Raw genomic sequence first — 21,049 nt, forward strand, 5'->3', positions numbered from 1 at the left:
TTCAGTTTCCCCGGGTGAGGGGCGTCAGCTCCGGCGCCGGTGCGGGGATGCTGGGCGCCTCGCGCCGTTCCAGGCCGAAGCTGGTGAAGGCGGTGCGGCGCGGCAGCGGGTAGGGCTCCTTGCCGGTGAGGGAGTTGAGGATGCTCGCGCTGCGCCAGGCTGCGAGGCCGAGGTCGGGAGCGCCGACGCCGTGCGTGTGCCGTTCGGCGTTCTGTACGTATGCGGAGCCGGTGACCGAGCCGTCGAGGACCAGCCGGAACTGCTCGTCGATATGCGGCCGGCCCGCCGCGTCGCGGCGCACATACGGATCGAGGCCGGCGAGCATCCGGTCGAGCGGGCGCTCGCGGTAGCCGGTGGCGAGGACCACGGCGTCGGTGGTGAGGCGGGAGCGGGTGCCCTGCTGGGCGTGTTCGAGGTGCAGTTCGACCTTGGTGGTGGCGACGCGGCCCGCGGTGCGTACGCAGACGCCCGGAGTGAGGACGGCATCGGGCCAGCCGCCGTGCAGAGTGCGGCGGTAGAGCTCGTCGTGGATCGCGGCGATGGTGTCGGCGTCGATGCCCTTGTGGAGCTGCCACTGTCGCGGGACGAGCGCGTCGCGGGTCGGCTCGGGCAGGGCGTGGAAGTAGCGCGTGTAGTCGGGTGTGAAGTGCTCCAGGCCGAGCTTGGAGTACTCCATCGGCGCGAACGCCTCGGAACGGGCCAGCCAGTGGAGCTTCTCGGCTCCCTCGGGCCTGACTCGCAGCAGATCGAGGAAGACCTCGGCGCCCGACTGTCCGGAGCCGATGATCGTGATGTGTTCGGCGGCCAGCAGCCGTTCGCGGTGCTCGAGATAGTCCGCCGAGTGGATGACCGGGACGGCGGGGGCGTCCGCGAGCGGCTTGAGCGGCTCGGGGATGTAGGGCTCGGTGCCGACGCCGAGTGCGATGTGCCGGCTGTACGCGCGGCCCAGCGCCTCCGCCCCGCCGTCGGCGTCGAGCTGGGTGAAGTCGACCTCGAAGAGAGCGCGTTCGGGGTTCCAGCGGACGGCGTCGACCTGGTGGCCGAAGTGCAGGCTCGGGAGGTGATCGCTGACCCAGCGGCAGTAGGCGTCGTACTCGGCGCGCTGGATGTGGAACCGCTCGGCGAAGTAGAAGGGGAAGAGCCGGTCCCGGTCGCGCAGGTAGTTGAGGAACGTCCAGGGGCTGGCCGGGTCGGCGAGGGTCACCAGGTCGGCGAGGAAGGGGACTTGGAGCGTCGCGCCCTCGATCAGCAGGCCGGGATGCCAGTGGAAGGCGGGCCGCTGCTCGTAGAAGGTGGCGGCGATACCACCGGGGACGCGGTCGGCGAGCGCGGCGAGGGAAAGGTTGAACGGGCCGATGCCGATGCCCACGAGGTCGCGGGGCTGATCGAGTTCGGTGAGGGGGGTGCCGGTCATCGGGGGGTGCTGCCTTCCACGAGTTCGGTCAGGACTTCCTGGATCAGAGCTGCCAGGTCACCGGGGGTGGCGTGGGGGTTGAGGAGGGTGGCCTTGAGCCAGAGGCGGTCCTTCGCGCGGGCCCGGCCGAGGACGGCGCGGCCTTCGGCGAGGAGCGTGCGGCGGATGCGGGCGGTCCGTTCGTCGGTGGCCGCGACCGGTCGGAACAGGACGGTGGAGAGCGTGGGCCGTTCGTACAGTTCGAGACCGGGGGTCTTCTCGATGAGATCGGCGAACTGGTGGGCGGCGGCGCAGGTGCGGTCGACGAGTGCGCCGAGGCCGGTGCGGCCGAGCGCTCTGAGGGTGACGGCGATCTTGAGGATGTCGGGGCGTCGTGTCGTACGAAGGGAGCGGCCCAGCAGATCGGGCAGGCCCGCTTCGGTGTCGTCGTCGGCGTTGAGGTAGTCGGCGGTGTGGCCGAGCGGGGCGAGGCGGGACCGGTCCGGCACGGCGAGCAGGCCTGCGGCGACCGGCTGCCAGCCCATCTTGTGGAGATCGACGGTGACGGAATGGGCGCGGTCGAGGCCGTTCAGCAGGGAGCGGCGGGACGCGCTGAAGAGCAGCGGTCCGCCGTAGGCCGCGTCGACATGGAGCTCGGCGCCGTGCCGCTCGCAGAGGCCGGCGATCTCGGGCAGCGGATCGATACGCCCGGTGTCGGTGGTTCCCGCGGTGGCGGCGACGAGGAGCGGGCCGGACAGACCGGTGAGGGCGTCGTCCAGGGCGGCCGGGTCGAGGGTGCCGGAGGGTGCGGGGACGGTCACCGGCTCGGGCAGGCCGAGCAGCCAGGCGGCACGGTGTACGGAGTGGTGGGTGCCGGCTCCGCAGACGACCTGGACGGCGCCGTGTCGTTCGCGGGCCAGCAGCAGCGCGAGCTGGTTGGACTCGGTGCCGCCGGTGGTGACAAGGGCGTCGGGGTCGGGGCCGCTCGGATAGACCTCGACGGCGAGGGTGCGGGTGACGGCGGCCTCCAGCTCTGAGGCCGCCGGTGCCTGGTCCCAGGAGTCCATGGAGGGGTTGAGCGCGGACACGGCGAGGTCGGCGGCCACGGCGAGCGCGAGCGGCGGGGTGTGCAGATGGGCGGCGCACAGCGGGTCCGCCGGGTCGGCCGCGCCCTGGGCGAGGGCGCGGACGAGGCTGCGGAGGGCCTCTTCGGCTCCGGTGCCGCGCTCGGGGAACAGCGGCTCGGCGGCCTCGCGCACCCGCGCGGCCACGGCCTCGGGGCCGCCTGCCGGGAGCGGCCCGCCGCGTTCCGCCGCGCCGTCGTGGAGTGCCTCGAGCACGACGGCGAGCAGCGGCCGCAGGGCGTCGGGTCCTGCGGTGCCTCCGGCGAGGGCCGGGTCGGGCTGCGGCGTACTCATACGGGGTCCTTCGGGGAGCGCGGACGTGGCACAACCCAGGGTGTACGGGCAATCCCGTGGGGTGTCCGCTGAGCTCAACGATCCGGACCCGAAAGTGGTACTGCGGTGGGAAGGGCGGGAGTTGGGGGTGGGGGTCGCTGGTATGTGGCGGGCGGGGTTCCGGTTCCGCCGGACGGGCTGGATCTCAGCCCGTCCGGCGGTCGAGGACACACCGAAGGGCGTCCGGGGACGCAGCCCCGGACGCACCGGCTACCCGCCGCGTACCGCCAACGCCCGGCGTAGATCGTCGAGTTGGTCGACAAGCTTGCGGCGCAGCGCAGGGATCATCTCCGCGTCGCGCAGACACTCCTCGCCCAGGCGCAGCGTCTCCGCGTCCACGGCGTGCAGCGGGAAGGCGTAGCGGCCCGCGGCTTCCGCTATGGCGGGGCCGCGGCGGGCGGCGAGCCCGACCGAGTCCTGGTAGTAACGGGGCACGTACTCGCGTACCAGATCCGCCTGTTCGGGCTGCCAGAAGCCCTGGGCGGTGGCGGTGAAGAGGTAGTTGGAGAGGGTGTCGGAGGTGAACAGACGATCCCAGGCGGCCGCCTTCGCCTCCGGGGTGGGCAGCGCGGCACGGCAGCGGGCCGCGCCTTCCTGGCCGGTGGCGCTGGGGTCCCGGTCCAGTTCCGCGTCGATGGCGGTGTTGTCGGTCGCGCCGAGGACGGCGAGGCGGTACAGGATGCGCCAGCGCAGCTCGGGGTCGAGCTCCGGGCCGCCGGACACGCTGCCGTCGCCGAGCCACTCCTGGAGCGTCTCCGGCTGCGCGGCGGCGTCGATGAAGTGACGTACGCCGGTGAGCCGCAGGCCCGGGTCGCTGCCGTCCTCGGTGCGGCGCATCAGTGCGCGGCAGATGTCCCTGAGTGCGGCGAGTGCGGCGGGCCGGTCCCCGGCGGGGAGATAGCGGTCGGCGAGCTGCGTCGCGGCGAAGGCGAGGATGCCCTGGACGACCGCGAGGTCCGACTCGCTCGGGAGGTGGGCGCGGGCCGCCTCCAGATAGGCGGTGGGGGCGAGTTCGCCGTCGCGGACCATGTCGCGTGCGGCGTTCCAGACGACGGTGCGGGTCAGCGGGTCCGGGATGCCGGACAGGGAACGTACGGCCGTGTTCCAGGAGGCGGTGTCCAGGCGGACCTTGGCGTAGCTGAGGTCGCCGTCGTTGAGGACGACGAGGGCCGGGCGGCGGCCCGGGTGGGCGCCGTTCCGGCTCTGCGGGATGTCCAGTTCGATACGGTCGCGCAGCACGAGCCGGCCCGCGTCCACCGGGTCGGCGTCGTACGTGCCCACGGCGATGCGGTGCGGGCGGCTGCCGTCGCGCGCGACAGTCAGCGACCAGCCGCCCTCGGACTCGGAGATCGCCGGGGTGAGGGTGTCGACGCCGGTCGTACGCAGCCAGGACTCGGCCCAGCCGTGCACATCGCGGTCGGTGGCGTGGGCCAGTGAGTCGATGAAGTCGGCGAGGGTGGCGTTGGAGAACTTGTGCCGGGCGAAGTGGGTGTTGATACCGGCGAGGAAGTCCTTCTCGCCCAGCCAGGCTACCAACTGGCGCAGCGCCGAGGCGCCTTTGGCGTAGGAGATGCCGTCGAAATTGAGCATCGCGGACGCGGTGTCGGGGACGGCGTCCGGGTCGGGAGCGACCGGGTGGGTGGAGGGCCGCTGGTCGGCGTCGTAACCCCAGGACTTGCGGCCGATGCCGAAGTCCACCCAGGTGTCGGTGAAGCGGGTGGCCTCGGTGAGGGTCTGGTAGCCCATGTACTCGGCGAAGGACTCGTTCAGCCAGATGTCGTCCCACCACTTCAGGGTGACGAGGTCGCCGAACCACATATGCGCCATCTCGTGGGCGATGACCATGGCGCGGGTCTGCCGCTCGGTGTCGGTGACGGCGGAGCGGTAGATGAACTCGTCACGGAAGGTGACCAGGCCGGGGTTCTCCATCGCGCCGGCGTTGAACTCGGGCACGAAGGCCTGGTCGTACGAGTCGAAGGGGTACGGCTCCTCGAACTTCTCGTGGTACCGGTCGTAGCACTGGCGTGTGATCTCGAGGATCTCCTCGGCGTCCGCGTCGAGGTACGGCGCCAGCGAGCGGCGGCAGTGGATGCCGAAGGGCAGTCCGGCGTGCTCGCTGCGCACGGAGTGCCAGGGGCCGGCGGCGACGGCGACGAAGTAGGTGGCGAGCGGCGGCGTTGCCGCGCAGGTCCAGCGGCCCGGGGCGGTCTGGGTGGCGATGCCGTTGCCGAGCACGCTCCAGCCCTCGGGCGCGGTGACGGACAGCTCGAAGACGGCCTTGAGGTCGGGCTGGTCGAAGGCGGCGAAGACGCGCTGGACGTCCTCCATGAACAGCTGGGTGTAGACGTACGCCTCACCGTCGGTGGGGTCGGTGAAGCGGTGCATGCCTTCGCCGGTGCGGGAGTAGCGCATGTCCGCCTCGACGCGCAGCTCGTGCTCCCCCGCGGTGAGACCGGTGAGCGCGAGCCGGTTCCCGGTCAGTTTCTCGGGGTCGAGCGGCTGTCCGTCGAGGGTGACGGCGCGCAGCACGGCGGGCTTGAGTTCGACGAAGGTGTCCCCGGCCGCGCGCGCGGTGAAGTGAATGACGGTGCGGGAAGTGAAGGTCTCTTCCCCGGGCTCCGCCGGGGGGACTCCCACGCCGGTGGTGAGATCGAGGTCGATCGTGTACCGGTGGACGTCGAGGAGCTGGGCTCGGGTCTGCGCTTCGTCGCGCGTCAGTACGGGCATGAGGGCAATGCTGCCCGATGGGTCCTGGTCCGCACACGGGGTGGGGGTTCTGCTGTCAGCGCACGCGCTTCTACGCGCCGGGGGCCTCGACCGGCAAGTCCCGCTCAGTGGCCGCCGCGGCCAGCGGCTTGTCGCAGGTGACGAACGCGGTCAGCGCCTGTTCGAGGTCTTCGGCACACGCGAGGTGGATCGCGTCGAGGCTGCGCAAGTGGCGCTGCGGGTACTGGCCGGCCGCGCGCAGGATCGGGTCGGTGAGACGGATGCGCAGTACGCGGTCGAGCATCTCCTCGGCGGCGTCCCCCACTTCGGGGTCCGCCCCTGCGCGTACGAGTGTGCGGGCCGCCTCGGTCTGGGTAAGCGCGGCGGTGACATGGCCTTCCGCGGCACGTGCGGCCAGAAAGGTGCGCAGCGCGTCCGTCTCGGGCTCGGGGAGGAGCAGCTTCGGCAGCGCGCAGGAGTCGAGGTAGATCAACGGTCCTCTTCCTCTCGCATCGCCGGCAGGACCTCGGAGAGCCGGGCGGGCGGACCGGGACGGGCGGCCAGTGGCTGCCGGTCGCCGAGCCCGCGCGCGGATTCCGCGTTCTCCGTGTCGACGGTGCCCGTGCGGACGAGGTCCTCCATCACCCGCTGCTCCGGGTCCGGCGGGGCGAGCACCGCAACGAGCCTGCCGTTGCGCGTGGTCTCCACGCGCTCCCCGGACGCGACCCTCTCGATGAGTTCGCTCGCGTGCTGCTGAAGCCGGCGGATCGGCACTCTTGTGGTCATAGCACCCACGCTACGAGTGGCGCGCGGCACTTCCAGCAACGTGCGGCGCTTTCCCCCTTATGAAGTACACAGGGGCGAGCTGTCAGGAGCGGGCGATCGTCTCGTGGTGCCGGATGACCTCGGCGATGATGAAGTTCAGCAGCTTCTCGGCGAACGCCGGATCCAGTTTGGCGCTCTCCGCGAGCTGCCGCAGCCGCTCGATCTGGCGGGCCTCGCGGGCCGGGTCGGCGGGCGGCAGATTGTGCCGCGCCTTGAGGTGGCCGACCTGCTGGGTGCACTTGAAACGCTCGGCGAGCATATGGACGACCGCCGCGTCGATGTTGTCGATGCTCTCGCGCAGGCTGTTCAGTTCGGCGCGTACGGCATCGTCGATGTCACTCGTGGTCATGGTCAGCGAGCTTACGTCGATCCCATAGTGATCGTCGGGGGGTGGTCCGGGTCCGGGATCCGGTTGCTCCAGCCGCCGGGGACGGTGTGGCCCTGTTGCTCACGGAAGCGGACGGGCGCGATGCCGACGCGACGGGTGAACAGCCGGGAGAAGTACGCCGGGTCCTCGTAGCCGACGCGGCGGGCGACGGCGGCGACGGGCAGCTCGGTGGCCACGAGCAGTTCCTTCGCACGGCCGAGGCGGATGCCGAGCAGGTACTCCTTGGGGCTGCGGCCCGCGCCGCGGCGAACGGCGGCGCGCAGTTCGGCGGGGGTCATCCCGTGCCGGGCGGCGTGTTCGGCGACGGACAGCGACTGGAAGGCGTCGCGGGCCAGCGCGGTGAGCACCGGGTCGCCCTCGGCGTTGGTGTCGGCGCGGGCGCGGCGCAGCGCGACCAGGAGTTCATGGACAGCGGCGCCCGTCTCGACCTCGAGGAGCGGGTTGCCGCTGTGCGCGGCGCGGGCGATCCGGCCGACGGCTGCGCGGGCCCCGGCCGCGTCGGCGAGCGGGACGACGGGCCGGTCCGGCTCGATGTAGCCGAGCTCGGTGTAGGTGGCGGTCGCGGGCCCGGTGAAGTCGACGAAGCTCTCGTCCCAGCCGCCTGCCGGATCGGGACCGTAGTGGTGCGGAACGCCGGGCGTGAGCCAGATCAGAGCGGGCGCGGTCACGGTGGCGCGCCGTCCGTCGGGGCCCCGGAACCAGCCGCTGCCGGCGCTGATCACGACGGCGACATGGTGGTCGAGGGTACGGGGTCCGACGGTGGGCAGGACGCCGTGCTGGAGGCCGACGCCGAGACAGGCCAGACCGAGGCGGTGATGGACGGGGCTCGGGGTGAAATAGCGCATCCAGGTGTGGTACATCCGCCTCTGTCCTCTCCCTGGGCTCCGGGTGCCGGCGTTGCGTCCAAACAGCGCCGATCTTTGTCCATGGACCGGCCCGCCGCCAGGGGGCGATGGTTGGCCGCGGTACGAGGCCGAGCGAGGGGTGGACGGTGGCTGATTTCACTGTGAGTGATGCGGACTTCCTGGTGGACGGGCGGCCCGTGCGGCTGCTGTCGGGAGCGCTGCACTACTTCCGGGTGCACGAGGCGCAGTGGGAGCACCGGCTGGCCATGCTGCGCGCCATGGGCCTCAACTGCGTCGAGACATACGTCCCGTGGAATCTGCATGAGCCGGAGCCCGGCCGGTACGCGGACGCCGACGCGCTGGGCCGGTTCCTGGACGCCGCGCAGGCGGCGGGCCTGTGTGCGATCGTGCGGCCGGGGCCGTACATCTGCGCCGAGTGGGAGAACGGCGGGCTGCCGTACTGGCTGACCGGACGGCTGGGACGGCGGGTGCGCTCGGACGACGCCGAGTACCTGGGGCATGTGGAGCGGTGGTTCACCCGGCTGCTGCCGCAGGTGGTGGAGCGGCAGATCGGGCACGGCGGTCCGGTGATCATGGTGCAGGTCGAGAACGAGTACGGCAGTTACGGCTGCGACCAGGGCTATCTGCGTCATCTCGTGGATCTGCTGCGGGGCTGCGGGGTGACCGTGCCGCTGTTCACCTCCGACGGGCCCGAGGACCATATGCTCACCGGCGGCTCGGTGCCCGGGGTGCTGGCGACGGTGAACTTCGGGTCGGGGGCCCGTGAGTGCTTCGCGACGCTGCGCCGCCATCGGCCGCGGGGGCCGCTGATGTGCATGGAGTTCTGGTGCGGCTGGTTCGACCACTGGGGCGGGGACCATGTCGTACGGGATCCGGGGGATGCCGCGGCGGCGCTGCGCGAGATCCTGGAGTGCGGCGCCTCGGTCAATGTCTATATGGCGCACGGCGGCACGAACTTTGCCGGCTGGGCGGGTGCCAACCGGGCGGGCGGCGCCCTGCACATGGGCGGGTTCCAGCCGGATGTCACGTCGTACGACTACGACGCGCCGATCGACGAGTACGGGCGGCCGACGGAGAAGTTCCGGCTGTTCCGGGACGTGCTCGCGCTGTACCAGGAGGGTCCGCTGCCGGACCTGCCGCCGGCGCCCGCCGTTCTGGGCGCGCCGGTGCGGGCGGAGCTCACCGAATGGGCACCGCTCGACGAGGTACTGGAGACGCTCGGCGACGAGGAGTCGGAGGGGCCTGTTCCACCCACCTTCGAGGAACTTGGCGTGGACCGGGGTCTGGTCCGCTACCGGGTCGGCGTTCCGGGCCCGCGGCAGCCGTATCCGCTGAGTGTGTCCGGTCTGCGGGACCGGGCCGTCGTGTACGTCGACGGGATGCGGGCCGGGGTACTGAGCGACGAGGACGCCGCGCTCGATGAACCGGTGGCCGGGCCCGCCGCGGTGGAGCTGTGGGTGGAGTCGCTGGGGCGCGTCAACTACGGGCCGCGGACGGGCGAGCCGAAGGGCATCTCCGGCGGCGTACTGCACGAGCGGCAGTATCTGCACGGCGTACGGGCGCGGGGGCTGCGGCTGGATGCCTTCGAGGAAGCGGGCGCGGTCGGGAAAGTGCCGTTCCGCGAGACGGCGCAGGACGGGGCGACGGGTCTGTACCGGGCCCCGTTCGAGGTGAGCGAACCCGGCGACGCGTCGCTGGAACTGCCGGGCTGGACACGGGGTTTCGTGTGGGTGAACGGCTTCGGTCTCGGCCGCTACTGGTCGGCAGGACCGCAGCGGACGCTGTACGTTCCCGGGCCGGTGCTGCGCGTGGGCACGAACGAGGTGTGGGTGCTGGAGCTGGAGGGCTCGGGCGACCGGTTCGCCCACTTCTCGTGAGCGGTACGCACGGGTTCTCCCGGCGGTACGCACGGGTTCTCCCGGCGGTACGCACGGGAGAGGGCCGGCCCACATGAAGGACCGGCCCTTTGCGCGTACCGCTCGAAGTGCTAGAGGCCTGCCGCCGCGGACTTGATGGCGGCTGCGAAGGTGGACACCTCGGTATAGACACCCGGGAAGTTGGGCCGTGCGCAGCCCTCGCCCCAGCTCACGATGCCGACCTGGATCCAGGCGTTGTTGTTGTCCTTGCGGAACATCGGGCCGCCGGAGTCACCCTGGCAGGTGTCCACGCCGCCCTGCTGCAACCCGGCGCAGATCTCCTCGCCGGACACGAGCTCGGGGTACGCCTGCTTACAGCTGGCGTCGGAGACGAAGGGCACCTGGGCCTTGCGGAGGTAGCGCTGCTGGCCGCCGCCCTCGGTGGCCGCGCCCCAGCCGGCGACCGTGAAGGTGCCCTTGTCGTAGGCCTTCGTGTCGGCGATCTTCAGGGTGGGCAGGTCGATGTTCTTGGCGAGCTTGATCAGCGCCCAGTCCTTGCCGGTGCCGTTGTAGCCGGGCGCCTGCAGGACCTTGGTCGACTTCACCTTGATGGCGCTGGAGCTCTGCAGGTCCACGACGCCCGCGGTCGCGGTGATGCTGGTGTTGTTGCCGGAGCCGTTCACACAGTGGGCGGCGGTCAGCACGATGTTCTTGGCGTACAGCGCGCCGCCACAGCCCATGGAGAGGCGGACCATGAACGGGAATTCGCCCTGAGCGGCCCGGGTTCCGCCGACGACGGGCGGCGTGGCGGCCGAGGCCGAGCCGGGCTGAAGACTGATCGCCGCGAGGACGACGGCGCCGGCTGCGGCGCATCTCTGGAGCACACGCACAAGCTGCTTCTTCAACGGAGTGCCTTTCGTGGGGGGTTGAGACTTACGCCCGCGCCGGAATCCGCCGCAGCATCGCGCGCGCTGACATGGGCCGGACAAGCGTGATCCGGATTATGAAGAGTGGATCACCAGGCCACAAGGAGCAGTTTTCGGCCACTGTCACCAGCGGGGATCCGCCCTCTCTCCCCCGTACAGTTGATTCAGGCCGACCGACGTGCATGGGGGGTTACGGGACGTGGTGGCGAACGGCAGCGAGGTCGTACACGGCTTTCCGCACCTCGACACCGTGCGTGCGGCGATCACCGCGCTCTACAGGCGCCTCTCGCCGGATACCGTGCTCTCCTACGCCCCGAGCGTCGTCCCGGCCGATGTCGCCTTCTCCGACCAGGACGATCTGCATCTCGGCGCGCAGCGCGTCGCCCGCGCCCTGGTACAGCATCTGCGGCTGCCGGACGCCCGGATGATCGTGAGTTTCCGCGAGATGCAGCATGCCGCCAGCGTCGAACTCGCCGCGGGACCGGAGTACTTCATCGAGCTCAACGACCGCTTCCGCACCCATCGCAGGGACATCGGGGCGGCCCTCGCCCACGAGATCATGCATGTGCTGCTGCACCGGCTCGACCTGTCCTTCCCGGGCACCCGCGACAACGAGATCCTCACCGACACCGCGACCACGTATCTCGGCTCCGGCTGGCTGCTCCTCGACGCGTTCCGGGAGGACAGCGTCTCCAGCCAGAAGCTCGGCTACCTCACCCCGGAGGAGTTCGGCTACGTCCTCGCCAAGCGGGCGATCGCCTTCGACGAGGACCCCTCCCCCTGGTTCACCAGCCCGCAGGGGTACACCGCCTACACCAAGGGCCGCGCCCAGGCACTGCGCGACGCACAGCAGCCGCCGCTGACGACCGCGGGCTGGACGGGCCGCCATCGCTACGCCAAGGACCGGCGCCACGCCCGGGAGCACCCGGGCTCCGCCCACGCGACTGCCGGATCGTCCGCCTACGCCTTCGAACGCGGGGCTGACGGGCTGCTCGTCTCCTTCTCGTGTCCCACCTGCCATCAGCGCATCCGGGTTGCCGTGAGGGGGCGGGCGCGGGTCCGCTGCGGGCTGTGCCGCACGATTCTGGAATGCGACACCTGACCGATCTTCCGTAGGGTCGAACCATGACGAAAGAGCCGACAGCGGGCGCCCGCGAGCTGTTCGAGGCGGTGCACGGCGGCGCGGACGACGCTGTCGTAGGGCTGCTGAGGGCCGGAATCCCCGCCGATGTGACCGACGAGGACGGGCAGACGCCGCTCTATCTGGCGGCGGTGAGCGACGAGGTGGGCATCGTGCGGCTGCTGCTGGCCGCGGGAGCCGCGCCCGAGCGCGCGGGCGGCCCCGACGCCGGGGACCTGCCGCTGTGCGGGGCCGCGGTCGGCGGACACACCGAGGTGGTGCGGGCGCTGCTCGCTGCGGGCGCCAGGCCCGATCTTCCGGAGGCGTACGGCTTCAGGGCCATGGTCTGGGCGGTGGAGCAGGGGCACGCCGGGACGGTGGAGGTGCTGCTGGAGTACGGCGCCGACCCCGATCTGCCGGGCCCGAGCGGCGAGCCGCCACTGGTGCTCGCCGCCCGGCGCGGCTCTCCTTCGACGGTGCGGGCCCTGCTGCGGCACGGCGCCGGCGCGACGGAGGCAGCGCTGACCGAGGCCAGGCAGTGGCTCGTACGGGATGTGGAGCGGGAGCTGCGGGAGGGGCTGCTGCGGGCGTACGAGGTGGCGGACAGCGAGGAGTACGAGATCTTCACGCGCCGGGTCGAGGAGGACGGCGGGGTGACCGTCGTCGTCGAGCTGCTACGGGACGGCAGCCCGTCGGCCGGCAATGAGCGGCAGACCGGCCACGGTGCGATCGCGACACTTCTGGAAGGCGAGCTGGGGACAATGACTCCGTACGCGGAGCTCGCCGAACGGGCCCTGCGTTGCGGGGATCCCGATCAGGACGACTGGGTCGAGTCGGTGACGGCGCTGTGGAGCCGCGGCGACGAGGAGACCTTCCAGGCGGCGGCCGCGTGGTGCGCGAGCGACGATCCCCTGCGCCAGGCGTTCGCGGCGGACGTGCTGGCACAGCTGGGGTTCGTGCGTCCGGGGCCGGACGAGGACGCCGGGCCCGACGGGTCGGGCCCGCGGCGGCCGTTCGCCGCGCGGGCGTTGCCGCTGCTGCGCGAGCTGTCCCGGGAGGCGCGGGATCCGGAGCTGATCCAGGCGGCCGTGCTCGGTCTCGGGCACCACGGGGATCCGGCCGCGCTGCCCGAGATCCTGCGGCATGCCGGGCATCCGGACGCGGAGGTACGCCACCGGGTGGCGCTGGCGCTGTGCGGGCTGGTTCCGGGCGGCCATACGGAGGGCGTCGAGGCGGTGATCACTCTGAGCCGGGACGCGGACACCCATGTCAGGGACTGGGCGACGATGGCGCTGGCGGGCATCGAGGCCGATAGTCACGAGATCCGCGAGGCACTGGCGGCACGGCTCAACGACCCGGACGCGGACACGGCGGCGGAGGCGGCCCGGGGACTGGCGATGCGTCAGGATCCGCGTGCCGCCGCGGCGTTGGCCAGGATCCTCGCCGACGAGGATCCGGACGGGTATGCCCGGGACACGGCGGTGGACGCGGTGCGGCAGCTGCAGGACCCACAGCTCAGGCGTCGGCTGGAACAGACGTCGCCGCGCTGCCGCTGACCCGGTTCAGCGGAGCCGTAGCCCGCCGGGTTTCCGCTCCTCGATGATCTGCGCCAGCCAGTCGAAGACGGTCGTACCACGACCGGCCTCCGCCTCGTCCAACTCGGCCTGGACGGCGGCCCTGTTCAGCGGATGGCCGCGTTCCAGCCGCAGCCGCAGCCGGCGTACGGTCTCGTCCCGCCCGAGTGCCCGGCGGGAGAGTTCGTGGTCGCGCCACTCGATGACGAAGTCGCCGTCGTCCGGTGTACCGAAGCCGCCGCCGAGGCAGTCTGCGAACGAGTCGAGATTGCGGCCGAAGTACCCGCCGGTCCCGTTCACCGCTTCGCCGATCACCCGCCAGAAGCTCTCCAGGTCGGTGACCTCCGCCCCGTCGATCACATAGGTCTTCGTCACGGGGCGGAGGATACCGGCTCAGCAGCCGTAGTCGACGAGGTCGAACGAGGCGTAGTGGTCGGCGGTGTAGTAGTCCTCCTGGGCCGTGTTGCCCGTGACGACGCGGCGGGCGCCGCGGTTGGAGGAGCCCGGCGTCTTGACGGTGTACTCGTGGTAGTAGCCGGTCGAATGCGACGGCAGGACGCCGTCGCGGTTCTGGAAGACGGTGCCGTCCTGGGGATACGGGAACGGCCCGCCGGACTCGATCAGGTCGAGTGTGTCGTGCGCCTGGGAGGGGAGGGCGGAGTAGCAGACGTCACCGACCGCGGCCGCGGTCGTCGGGGTGGCCGTGGCCTGTCCGCCGATGAGGAGGGTGGAGGCGAGGGCGGCGATGCCGCCGAGAACGGCGATTCGTGGGGGGATTCGCATACCGACATCATGACGCGCGTAGACATGAACGCGTCAACCCCAAAGCCCTTTAGTTTTCTACGAGTTAACCTGGGTGGACGCAGGACTCCGGCGCCGTGAAGGACTTGGCCCGCTCCCCCGGGCCGGCGGCATCCTCACCGCTTACGCCCGCGCCATTACCGCGCGCCGTAGACCGGTTGCGGAGTCTCGGAGTCAGCCAGCAGCTTCCGTGCGGCCTCGCCCGCCCCGGACGGGGTCCAGCGCGCACCCTTGTCCGCGGTGGGTCCCGGCCGCCAGCCCTCCATGACGGTGATGCGGCCCGCCTCGGCCTCGAAGACCCGGCCCGTCACGCCCGTGCTGGCGGCGGAGCCGAGCCAGACGACGAGCGGCGAGACGTCCTCGGGCAGGGCGGACAGACCGGCGAAGGTGTCCTCGGTCATACGGGTACGGGCCGCCGGCGCGATGGCGTTGACCTGGACGCCGTACCGGCCCATCTCGGCCGAGGCGACCAGCGTCAGCCCGATGATCCCGGCCTTGGCGGCCGCGTAGTTGCCCTGGCCGACACTGCCCAGCAGCCCTGCTCCGGAGGTGGTGTTGACCACCCGGGCCGCCACCGGCCGACCCGCCCCGGCCTCGGAGCGCCAGTGCGCCGCGGCATGCTTGAGCGGCAGGAAGTGGCCCTTCACATGCACCCGCATGACGGCGTCCCAGTCGTCCTCGTCGAGGTTGACGAGCATCCGGTCTCGCAGAAACCCGGCGTTGTTGACGAGGGTGTCGAGTCGGCCGTACGTCTCCAGCGCGGCGGCGACGAGGGACGCGGCACCGTCGGTCGTGGCGATGTCGCCGCCGTGCGCCACCGCAGCACCACCCGCCGCCGTGATCTCGCCGACGACCTGCTGGGCAGGGCTCTCCGAGCAGCCCGCCCCGTCCAGCCCGACGCCGAGGTCATTGACGACGACCTTCGCCCCCTCGGCTGCGAAGGCGAGCGCATGGGCCCGCCCCAGACCGCGCCCCGCACCTGTGACGATCACAACGCGTCCTTCACAGATCCCGGTTGCCCCAGTCATCTCACGTCTCCTTGTTGACAGTTGCGGCATCGAGGAACGCGGGGCGCTCTCCGCCCCCGTGCACCAGCAGCGAGGCTCCGCTCACGTACGCCGCCCGCTCCGAGGCGAGGAAGACGGCCGCGTCACCGATCTCCGACGGCTCGGCCAGCCGGCCCAGCGGCACCGTACGGCCGACCGCCGCCACGCCCTCGTCGTCCCCGTAGTGCAGAGGGGACAGTTCGGTGCGGACCATGCCGAGGACAAGCGTGTTCACGCGCACCTCGGGCGCCCACTCCACGGCCATGGAGCGGGCCAGGTTCTCCAGTCCCGCCTTCGCCGCCCCGTACGCCGCCGTGCCCGGGGACGGCCGGCCGCCACTGACGCTGCCGATCATCACGATCGATCCGCGGGCCGCCTTGAGATGTTCGTACGCCGCGAGCGAGGCGGTCAGCGGCGCGGTGAGATTGAGCTCGATCACGCGGGCATGACGGGCCGCTTCGCCTTCGCCGAGCAGCCGGTACGGTGTCCCGCCCGCGTTGTTGACAAGGGCGTCGAGCCGGCCGTGCCGCGCCACGACCGAGTGGAAGAACTCCCCCACCGCGGCCGGTTCGCGCAGATCAAGGGTTGCGAACTCGGCTCCGGCGACGGGGACTTCCGGCGGCCTGCGGGCACAGACCACCACCTCGGCGCCCGCCCGCAGGAAGGCCCGCGCGATCCCCGCGCCCACGCCCCGTGTGCCGCCGGTGACGACGACGACCCTCCCGTCCAGCTCCATCGGCTGCTACCTTCCTCACCTAACAAATGTTTGGTGGAAAGGTAGCTGATCCACTCATGGGTGTCTCCACCGCACGCCCCGAGAAGGGCATTTGTGTTGTCACGGCCGACTTCCCACCCGTCAACGCCCTCCCCGTACAGGGCTGGTACGACCTCGCCGACACCCTCCGCGCGGCCGGCCGCGACCCCGGGACCCGCTGTGTCGTCCTGGCCGCCGCCGGTCGTGGCTTCAACGCGGGCGTCGACATCAAGGAGATGCAGCGCGACACCGGACACTCCGCGCTCGTCGGCGCCAACCGCGGCTGTTACGAGGCCTTCGCCGCCGTCTACGAGTGCGAGGTGCCGGTCGTCGCGGCGGTGAACGGCTTCTGCCTGGGCGGCGGTATCGGCCTTGTCGGCAACGCGGACGCGATCGTCGCCTCCGACGACGCCACCTTCGGGCTGCCGGAGCTGGACCGGGGCGCGCTCGGCGCGGCCACTCATCTCGCCCGTCTCGTCCCGCAGCATCTGATGCGCGCCCTGTACTACACCTCGCGCACCGCGACCGCGCAGCAGTTGCACGCCCACGGCTCGGTCTGGAGGGTCGTCCCGCGCGAGGAACTGACCGCCGCGGCCCTGGAGCTGGCGCGGGAGATCGCACGCAAGGACGGATACCTGATCCGGCTGGCCAAGGCCGCCATCAACGGCATCGACCCCGTCGACGTACACCGCAGCTACCGCTTCGAGCAGGGCTTCACCTTCGAGGCCAACCTCAGCGGTGTCGCCGACCGCGTCCGCGACACCTTCGGCAAGGACACCTTCGGCGAGGAGGACCGAGCGTGACGGACAAGACCATGACGCCCGACGAGGCGGTGTCCGGGTTCCGCAGCGGAATGACGATCGGTATCGGCGGCTGGGGCTCGCGTCGCAAGCCGATGGCGCTGGTGCGGGCACTGCTGCGTACCGAGATCACCGATCTCACCGTCGTGTCCTGCGGTGGCCCCGACATCGGCCTCCTCGCTGCCGCCGGCCGGATCCGCAGACTCGTGACGGCCTTCGTCACCCTCGACTCGATCCCGCTCGAACCGCATTTCCGCGCCGCCCGCGAGCGCGGCGACTTCGCGCTCACCGAGATCGACGAAGCGATGTTCATGTGGGGGCTGCACGCCGCCGCCAACCGGCTGCCCTTCCTCCCGGTGCGGGCCGGAATCGGATCCGACGTCATGCGGGTCAACCCCGGGCTGCGGACGGTCACTTCACCGTACGAGGACGGCGAGGAGTTCGTCGCCGTACCGGCCCTGCGGATGGACGCGGCGCTCGTCCACCTCAACCGCGCCGACCGGTTCGGCAACGGCCAGTACCTGGGTCCCGATCCGTACTTCGACGATCTGTTCTGCGAGGCCGCCGACGCCGCGTACGTCTCCTGCGAGCGACTCGTGGAGACCGCCGAACTCACCAAGGACGCCGCGCCGCAGACCCTGCTGGTCAAACGTCACTCGGTCACCGGCGTGGTCGAGACACCGAACGGCGCGCACTTCACCTCCTGCGCTCCCGAGTACGGCCGTGACGAGACCTTCCAGAAGCTGTACGCGTCCACCCCCTGGCCGGAGTTCGCCGAGCGTTTCCTCTCCGGCACGACCGAGCGCGACTACCAGTGCGCCGTCCGGACCTGGCACAAGGAGCAGCAGTGACCATCAGCCGTTCCGAGTACTGCGTCGTCGCCTGCGCCGAGGCCTGGCGGGGCAATGGCGAAATACTGGCCGCCACCATGGCCCCCGTCTCCTCCTTCGGCGCCCGGCTGGCCAAGCGCACCTTCTCCCCCGACCTCCTCCTCACCGACGGCGAGGCGATGCTCGTCGACCTCGGCGGCGCGACGGAGGGCTGGCTGCCGTACCGCCAGCACCTGGCCATGGTCACCGGCGGAAAGCGGCACGTCATGATGGGAGCTAGCCAGATCGACCGCTTCGGCAACCAGAACATCTCCTGCATAGGCGACTGGGAGCGGCCGGCGCGCCAGCTGCTCGGCGTACGCGGCGCGCCCGTCAACACCCTCAACAATCAGGTCAGTTACTGGGTGCCCAGACACTCCTCCCGCGTCTTCGTCGAGCGCGTCGACATGGTCAGCGGCGTCGGTTACGACAATGCGGCCGCCGCAGGCCCGTCCGCGTCCCGTTTCCACCGCATCCCGCGCGTCGTATCCAATCTGGGCGTCTTCGACTTCGCGACCCCCGACCGCTCGATGCGGCTCGCGTCCCTGCACCCGGGTGTCACGGTCGACCAGATCCGGCGGGCGACCGGCTTCGCGCTCACGATCCCCGCCCACGTCCCGTACACCCGCGAGCCCACCGCCGCCGAACTGCGCCTGATCCGCGAGGTGATCGACCCGAAGGGCACGCGCGAGCGCGAGGTCCCCGCGTGATGGAGACCGCCCTCACCAGACTCACCGGAGTCCGGCACCCCATCGTGCAGACCGGCATGGGCTGGGTCGCCGGGCCCCGCCTGGTCTCCGCCACCGCCAACGCGGGGGCACTCGGCATTCTCGCCTCCGCGACGATGACCGCCGACCAGCTGCGCCAGGCCGTCCGCGAGGTCATGTCCCGTACGGACGCGCCCTTCGGGGTCAATCTCCGCGCCGATGCCGGGGATGCCCGTGACCGGGTCCGGATCATCATCGACGAGGGCGTGAAAGTCGCGTCCTTCGCGCTCGCGCCGTCCCGCGAGCTGATCGCCGAACTGAAGGACGCGGGCGTGGTCGTGATCCCGTCCATCGGGGCCCGGCGGCACGCGGAGAAAGTGGCGGCCTGGGGCGCGGACGCGGTGATCGTCCAGGGCGGTGAGGGCGGCGGTCATACCGGCGATGTCGCAACGACCGTGCTGCTGCCGCACGTTGTCGACGCGGTGGATATCCCGGTGATCGCGGCAGGCGGCTTCCACGACGGGCGGGGACTGGTCGCGGCGCTCGCCTACGGAGCGGCGGGCATCGCCATGGGCACCCGCTTCCTGCTCACCTCGGACTCGACGGTGCCGGACGCGGTCAAGGCCCGCTACCTCGCCGCGACCGTCAAGGACATCACGGTCACCACGGCCGTCGACGGGCTCCCGCACCGCATGCTCCGTACGGAACTGGTCGACTCGCTCGAGCGGGCGGGCCGCTGGAGAGCCCTGGCGCAGGCCGTACGCCGTGCCGCCGGCTTCAAGAAGCTCTCGGATCTGTCCTGGTCGCAGATGATCCGCGACGGCCTGGCGATGAAGCACGGCAGGGACCTGAGCTGGAGCCAGGTCCTGCTCGCCGCCAACACGCCCATGCTGCTGAAGGCTTCCATGGTCGAGGGGCGAACCGACCTCGGAGTGATGGCTTCGGGGCAGATCGCCGGGCTGATCGAGGATCTGCCGAGCTGTGCGGAGCTCGTCGCCCGCGTGATGACCGAGGCGGCGCGGGTACTCGGCGCGCTACCGCGGGATTCTTCCCCGCCCCGCCCCTTCCCGTGAGCGGGGTCAAACCCCCGGATCCCGTGCGGCCTTCGGCCGTGTCCTCAATCGCCGGACGAGCTGGTTCCCGCCCATACCAGCCCCTCCGGCGACAATCAGCCCCGCCGCCGATTGAGGCGCGGGGTTCGGGGCGGAGCCCCGACAGGACCGGTGCTACGCCGCGGTTCGGCGACCACCCTGCGCACCACGCGCCGGCCGGCCGCCCTGCCGGGCCTGTCCGCCCTGTCCGCCCTGTCCGCCCTGCGCACTCTGACGGGCCTGTCCGCCCTGCGCACTCTGACGGGCCTGTCCGCCCTGAGCACTCTGCCCGCCCTGCCCACCGCGCCGGCCACGGCTGCGGCCGGCGCCACTGCCGCCGCCACTGCCGCCGCCCTGCGCGGAACGTCCGCCCTGTCCCTGGCCGGGGACCTGGGCACGACGGCGCTGCGGGCGCTGCTGCTGCACCACCGGCTCGGGCACCTCGATGGTGATGGCGACACCGGAGGGCTCGCGCGCCCCGGTGATGCGGCTGAGCTCATCGTCGCTGGACTTGATCCTGGCGGTGCGCGGGCTGATGCCCGCGTCCGCCATCAGCCGGGTCATCTCACGGCGCTGCTCGGGCAGCACAAGCGTGACGACGCTGCCGGACTCGCCGGCCCGGGCGGTGCGCCCGCCGCGGTGCAGATAGTCCTTGTGGTCGACGGGCGGGTCGATGTTCACGACCAGGTCGAGATCGTCGACATGGATGCCGCGGGCCGCCACATTGGTGGCGACCAGCGCGGTGACCTGCCCGTTCTTGAACTGGTCGAGGGTGCGGTTGCGCTGCGGCTGCGAACGGCCGCCGTGCAGCGCCGCCGCCCGTACACCGCTGGACAGCAGCCGCTTGGCGAAACGGTCCGCCGCGCGCTTGGTGTCCACGAAGAGGATCACCCGGCCGTCACGGGCCGCGATACGCGTGGCCACGGCCTTCTTGTCCGTCTCGTCCGCGACGTGCAGCACATGGTGCTCCATCGTGGTGACCGCGCCCGCGGACGGGTCGACGGAGTGCACGACGGGGTCGGTCAGGAACATCCGTACGAGGCGGTCGATGTTCTTGTCCAGCGTCGCCGAGAAGAGCATCCGCTGACCGTCCGGCTCGACCTGCTTGAGCAGCGCCGTGACCTGCGGCATGAAGCCCATGTCGGCCATCTGGTCGGCCTCGTCGAGGACGGTGATCGACACCCGGTCGAGCGCGCAGTCGCCGCGCTCTATCAGGTCCTTGAGCCGCCCGGGCGTGGCCACGAGCACCTCGGCGCCACGCCGCAGCGCGCCCGCCTGCTTGCTGATCGACATACCGCCGACGACCGTGGTCATCCGCAGCTGCACCGAGGTCGCGTACGGCGACAGTGCGTCGGTGACCTGCTGCGCGAGCTCACGCGTCGGTACGAGCACGAGCGCGAGCGGCGCCCGCGGCTCGGCCCGCCGGCCCGCGGTGCGGGCGAGCAGCGCGAGCCCGAAGGCGAGGGTCTTGCCCGAGCCGGTGCGCCCGCGGCCGAGGATGTCCCGGCCGGCGAGACAGTTCGGCAGCGTGGCGGCCTGGATCGGGAAGGGCTCGGTCACGCCCTGGGCCACGAGGGTCTTCAGCAGGGCGGCCGGCATGTCCAGCTCGTCGAACGCCTCGACGGCAGGCAGCGCGGGGGTGATGGATTCCGGCAACGTGAATTCCTGCGGGGCCGCCACCTTGCGGGCGGGAGCCTTGCCGGAGCCCTTCGCGGGGCCATTGGCGCGGGAATTGACCGGGCGCTTTCGAGTCGGGCGGGCCGGGCGTTCGGAGCGAGTCATGCGGATATTGCCCTCCTGGGCATGTGAGACAGCACAAGCCGGGGCCCGCACCTTGACGGTGCGGGCCCCGGCTGCGAGGTTCGCGTCC

At 71.5% G+C, this 21,049-nt stretch carries 20 protein-coding genes; 7 read left to right on the top strand and 13 right to left on the bottom strand.

Annotated elements, in window-relative coordinates; all coding sequences use genetic code 11:
- Position 1 precedes the first annotated feature (1 nt).
- The 7 genes from OG966_RS10655 to OG966_RS10685 all read right to left on the bottom strand — a co-directional run bounded on the left by OG966_RS10655 (position 2) and on the right by OG966_RS10685 (position 7,629).
- Positions 2-1,414 (bottom strand): lysine N(6)-hydroxylase/L-ornithine N(5)-oxygenase family protein, encoded by a 1,413-nt coding sequence (locus OG966_RS10655; RefSeq protein WP_326649252.1) that lies wholly within the window; start codon positions 1,412-1,414, stop codon positions 2-4.
- A complete protein-coding gene (locus tag OG966_RS10660) occupies positions 1,411-2,811 on the bottom strand; it encodes a pyridoxal phosphate-dependent decarboxylase family protein (RefSeq protein ID WP_326649254.1) in 1,401 nt (466 codons plus the stop codon). Before OG966_RS10660 ends, OG966_RS10655 begins: the two co-directional genes overlap by 4 nt.
- Before the next feature lie 249 nt (positions 2,812-3,060).
- Entirely contained in the window at positions 3,061-5,577 is a 2,517-nt protein-coding gene (pepN, locus tag OG966_RS10665; RefSeq protein ID WP_326649255.1) for an aminopeptidase N, read from the bottom strand.
- A gap of 70 nt (positions 5,578-5,647) precedes the next feature.
- Positions 5,648-6,049, bottom strand: a complete 402-nt coding sequence (locus OG966_RS10670) for a type II toxin-antitoxin system VapC family toxin (RefSeq protein WP_326649256.1) — start codon at positions 6,047-6,049, stop codon at positions 5,648-5,650.
- The gene (locus OG966_RS10675) at positions 6,046-6,342 is read right to left on the bottom strand and encodes a type II toxin-antitoxin system Phd/YefM family antitoxin (protein WP_326649257.1); all 297 of its coding nucleotides are present in this window, start codon (positions 6,340-6,342) and stop codon (positions 6,046-6,048) included. The genes OG966_RS10670 and OG966_RS10675 overlap by 4 nt, the downstream gene beginning before the upstream one ends.
- Before the next feature lie 82 nt (positions 6,343-6,424).
- Positions 6,425-6,730, bottom strand: a complete 306-nt coding sequence (locus OG966_RS10680) for a chorismate mutase (protein ID WP_326649258.1) — start codon at positions 6,728-6,730, stop codon at positions 6,425-6,427.
- 11 nt (positions 6,731-6,741) lie between these two features.
- Positions 6,742-7,629, bottom strand: coding sequence for a helix-turn-helix domain-containing protein (locus tag OG966_RS10685; RefSeq protein WP_326649259.1), 888 nt, complete (start codon positions 7,627-7,629; stop codon positions 6,742-6,744).
- Between the two features lie 131 nt (positions 7,630-7,760).
- On the opposite strand from OG966_RS10685, the gene OG966_RS10690 reads away from it, so the two are divergent.
- Entirely contained in the window at positions 7,761-9,512 is a 1,752-nt protein-coding gene (locus tag OG966_RS10690; RefSeq protein ID WP_326649260.1) for a glycoside hydrolase family 35 protein, read from the top strand.
- A gap of 110 nt (positions 9,513-9,622) precedes the next feature.
- Here the strand turns inward: OG966_RS10690 and OG966_RS10695 are convergent, their stop codons facing one another.
- On the bottom strand, positions 9,623-10,381 hold the full coding sequence (locus tag OG966_RS10695) for a S1 family peptidase (RefSeq protein ID WP_326649261.1): 759 nt from the start codon (positions 10,379-10,381) through the stop codon (positions 9,623-9,625).
- Positions 10,382-10,619: 238 nt separating this feature from the next.
- Between OG966_RS10695 and OG966_RS10700 the strand changes: the two genes are divergently transcribed.
- Both OG966_RS10700 and OG966_RS10705 read left to right on the top strand, forming a co-directional pair.
- Entirely contained in the window at positions 10,620-11,519 is a 900-nt protein-coding gene (locus OG966_RS10700; RefSeq protein ID WP_326655153.1) for a hypothetical protein, read from the top strand.
- 23 nt (positions 11,520-11,542) lie between these two features.
- A complete protein-coding gene (locus OG966_RS10705; protein WP_326649262.1) occupies positions 11,543-13,093 on the top strand; it encodes an ankyrin repeat domain-containing protein in 1,551 nt (516 codons plus the stop codon).
- A gap of 6 nt (positions 13,094-13,099) precedes the next feature.
- Here OG966_RS10705 and OG966_RS10710 read toward each other — a convergent pair whose 3' ends face one another.
- The 4 genes from OG966_RS10710 to OG966_RS10725 form a co-directional block, all read right to left on the bottom strand.
- Entirely contained in the window at positions 13,100-13,486 is a 387-nt protein-coding gene (locus tag OG966_RS10710) for a barstar family protein (RefSeq protein WP_326649263.1), read from the bottom strand.
- Positions 13,487-13,504: 18 nt separating this feature from the next.
- Complete coding sequence (locus tag OG966_RS10715; protein ID WP_326649264.1) at positions 13,505-13,894, bottom strand: ribonuclease; 390 nt, start codon at positions 13,892-13,894, stop codon at positions 13,505-13,507.
- 155 nt (positions 13,895-14,049) lie between these two features.
- Positions 14,050-14,940: an SDR family oxidoreductase gene (locus OG966_RS10720; RefSeq protein WP_326649265.1), complete on the bottom strand. Its 891-nt coding sequence runs from the start codon at positions 14,938-14,940 to the stop codon at positions 14,050-14,052.
- A 1-nt stretch (position 14,941) separates the two neighbouring features.
- Positions 14,942-15,694, bottom strand: a complete 753-nt coding sequence (locus OG966_RS10725) for an SDR family oxidoreductase (protein ID WP_326649266.1) — start codon at positions 15,692-15,694, stop codon at positions 14,942-14,944.
- 56 nt (positions 15,695-15,750) lie between these two features.
- Here OG966_RS10725 and OG966_RS10730 point away from each other — a divergent pair, with 56 nt between their 5' ends.
- From OG966_RS10730 to OG966_RS10745, 4 genes are read left to right on the top strand one after another with little or no spacing between them, the layout of a single operon-like run.
- Positions 15,751-16,515, top strand: a complete 765-nt coding sequence (locus tag OG966_RS10730; protein WP_326649268.1) for an enoyl-CoA hydratase family protein — start codon at positions 15,751-15,753, stop codon at positions 16,513-16,515.
- Positions 16,512-17,363, top strand: coding sequence for a CoA transferase subunit A (locus OG966_RS10735; RefSeq protein ID WP_326649269.1), 852 nt, complete (start codon positions 16,512-16,514; stop codon positions 17,361-17,363). The genes OG966_RS10730 and OG966_RS10735 overlap by 4 nt, the downstream gene beginning before the upstream one ends.
- Complete coding sequence (locus OG966_RS10740; RefSeq protein WP_326649270.1) at positions 17,360-18,091, top strand: CoA-transferase subunit beta; 732 nt, start codon at positions 17,360-17,362, stop codon at positions 18,089-18,091. Before OG966_RS10735 ends, OG966_RS10740 begins: the two co-directional genes overlap by 4 nt.
- Entirely contained in the window at positions 18,091-19,161 is a 1,071-nt protein-coding gene (locus OG966_RS10745) for an NAD(P)H-dependent flavin oxidoreductase (protein WP_326655155.1), read from the top strand. Before OG966_RS10740 ends, OG966_RS10745 begins: the two co-directional genes overlap by 1 nt.
- A gap of 153 nt (positions 19,162-19,314) precedes the next feature.
- Here the strand turns inward: OG966_RS10745 and OG966_RS10750 are convergent, their stop codons facing one another.
- Positions 19,315-20,961, bottom strand: a complete 1,647-nt coding sequence (locus tag OG966_RS10750; protein ID WP_326649271.1) for a DEAD/DEAH box helicase — start codon at positions 20,959-20,961, stop codon at positions 19,315-19,317.
- Between the last annotated feature and the right edge of the window lie 88 nt (positions 20,962-21,049).

It is taken from the genome of Streptomyces sp. NBC_01750, from assembly GCF_035918095.1.
Classification (GTDB): domain Bacteria; phylum Actinomycetota; class Actinomycetes; order Streptomycetales; family Streptomycetaceae; genus Streptomyces.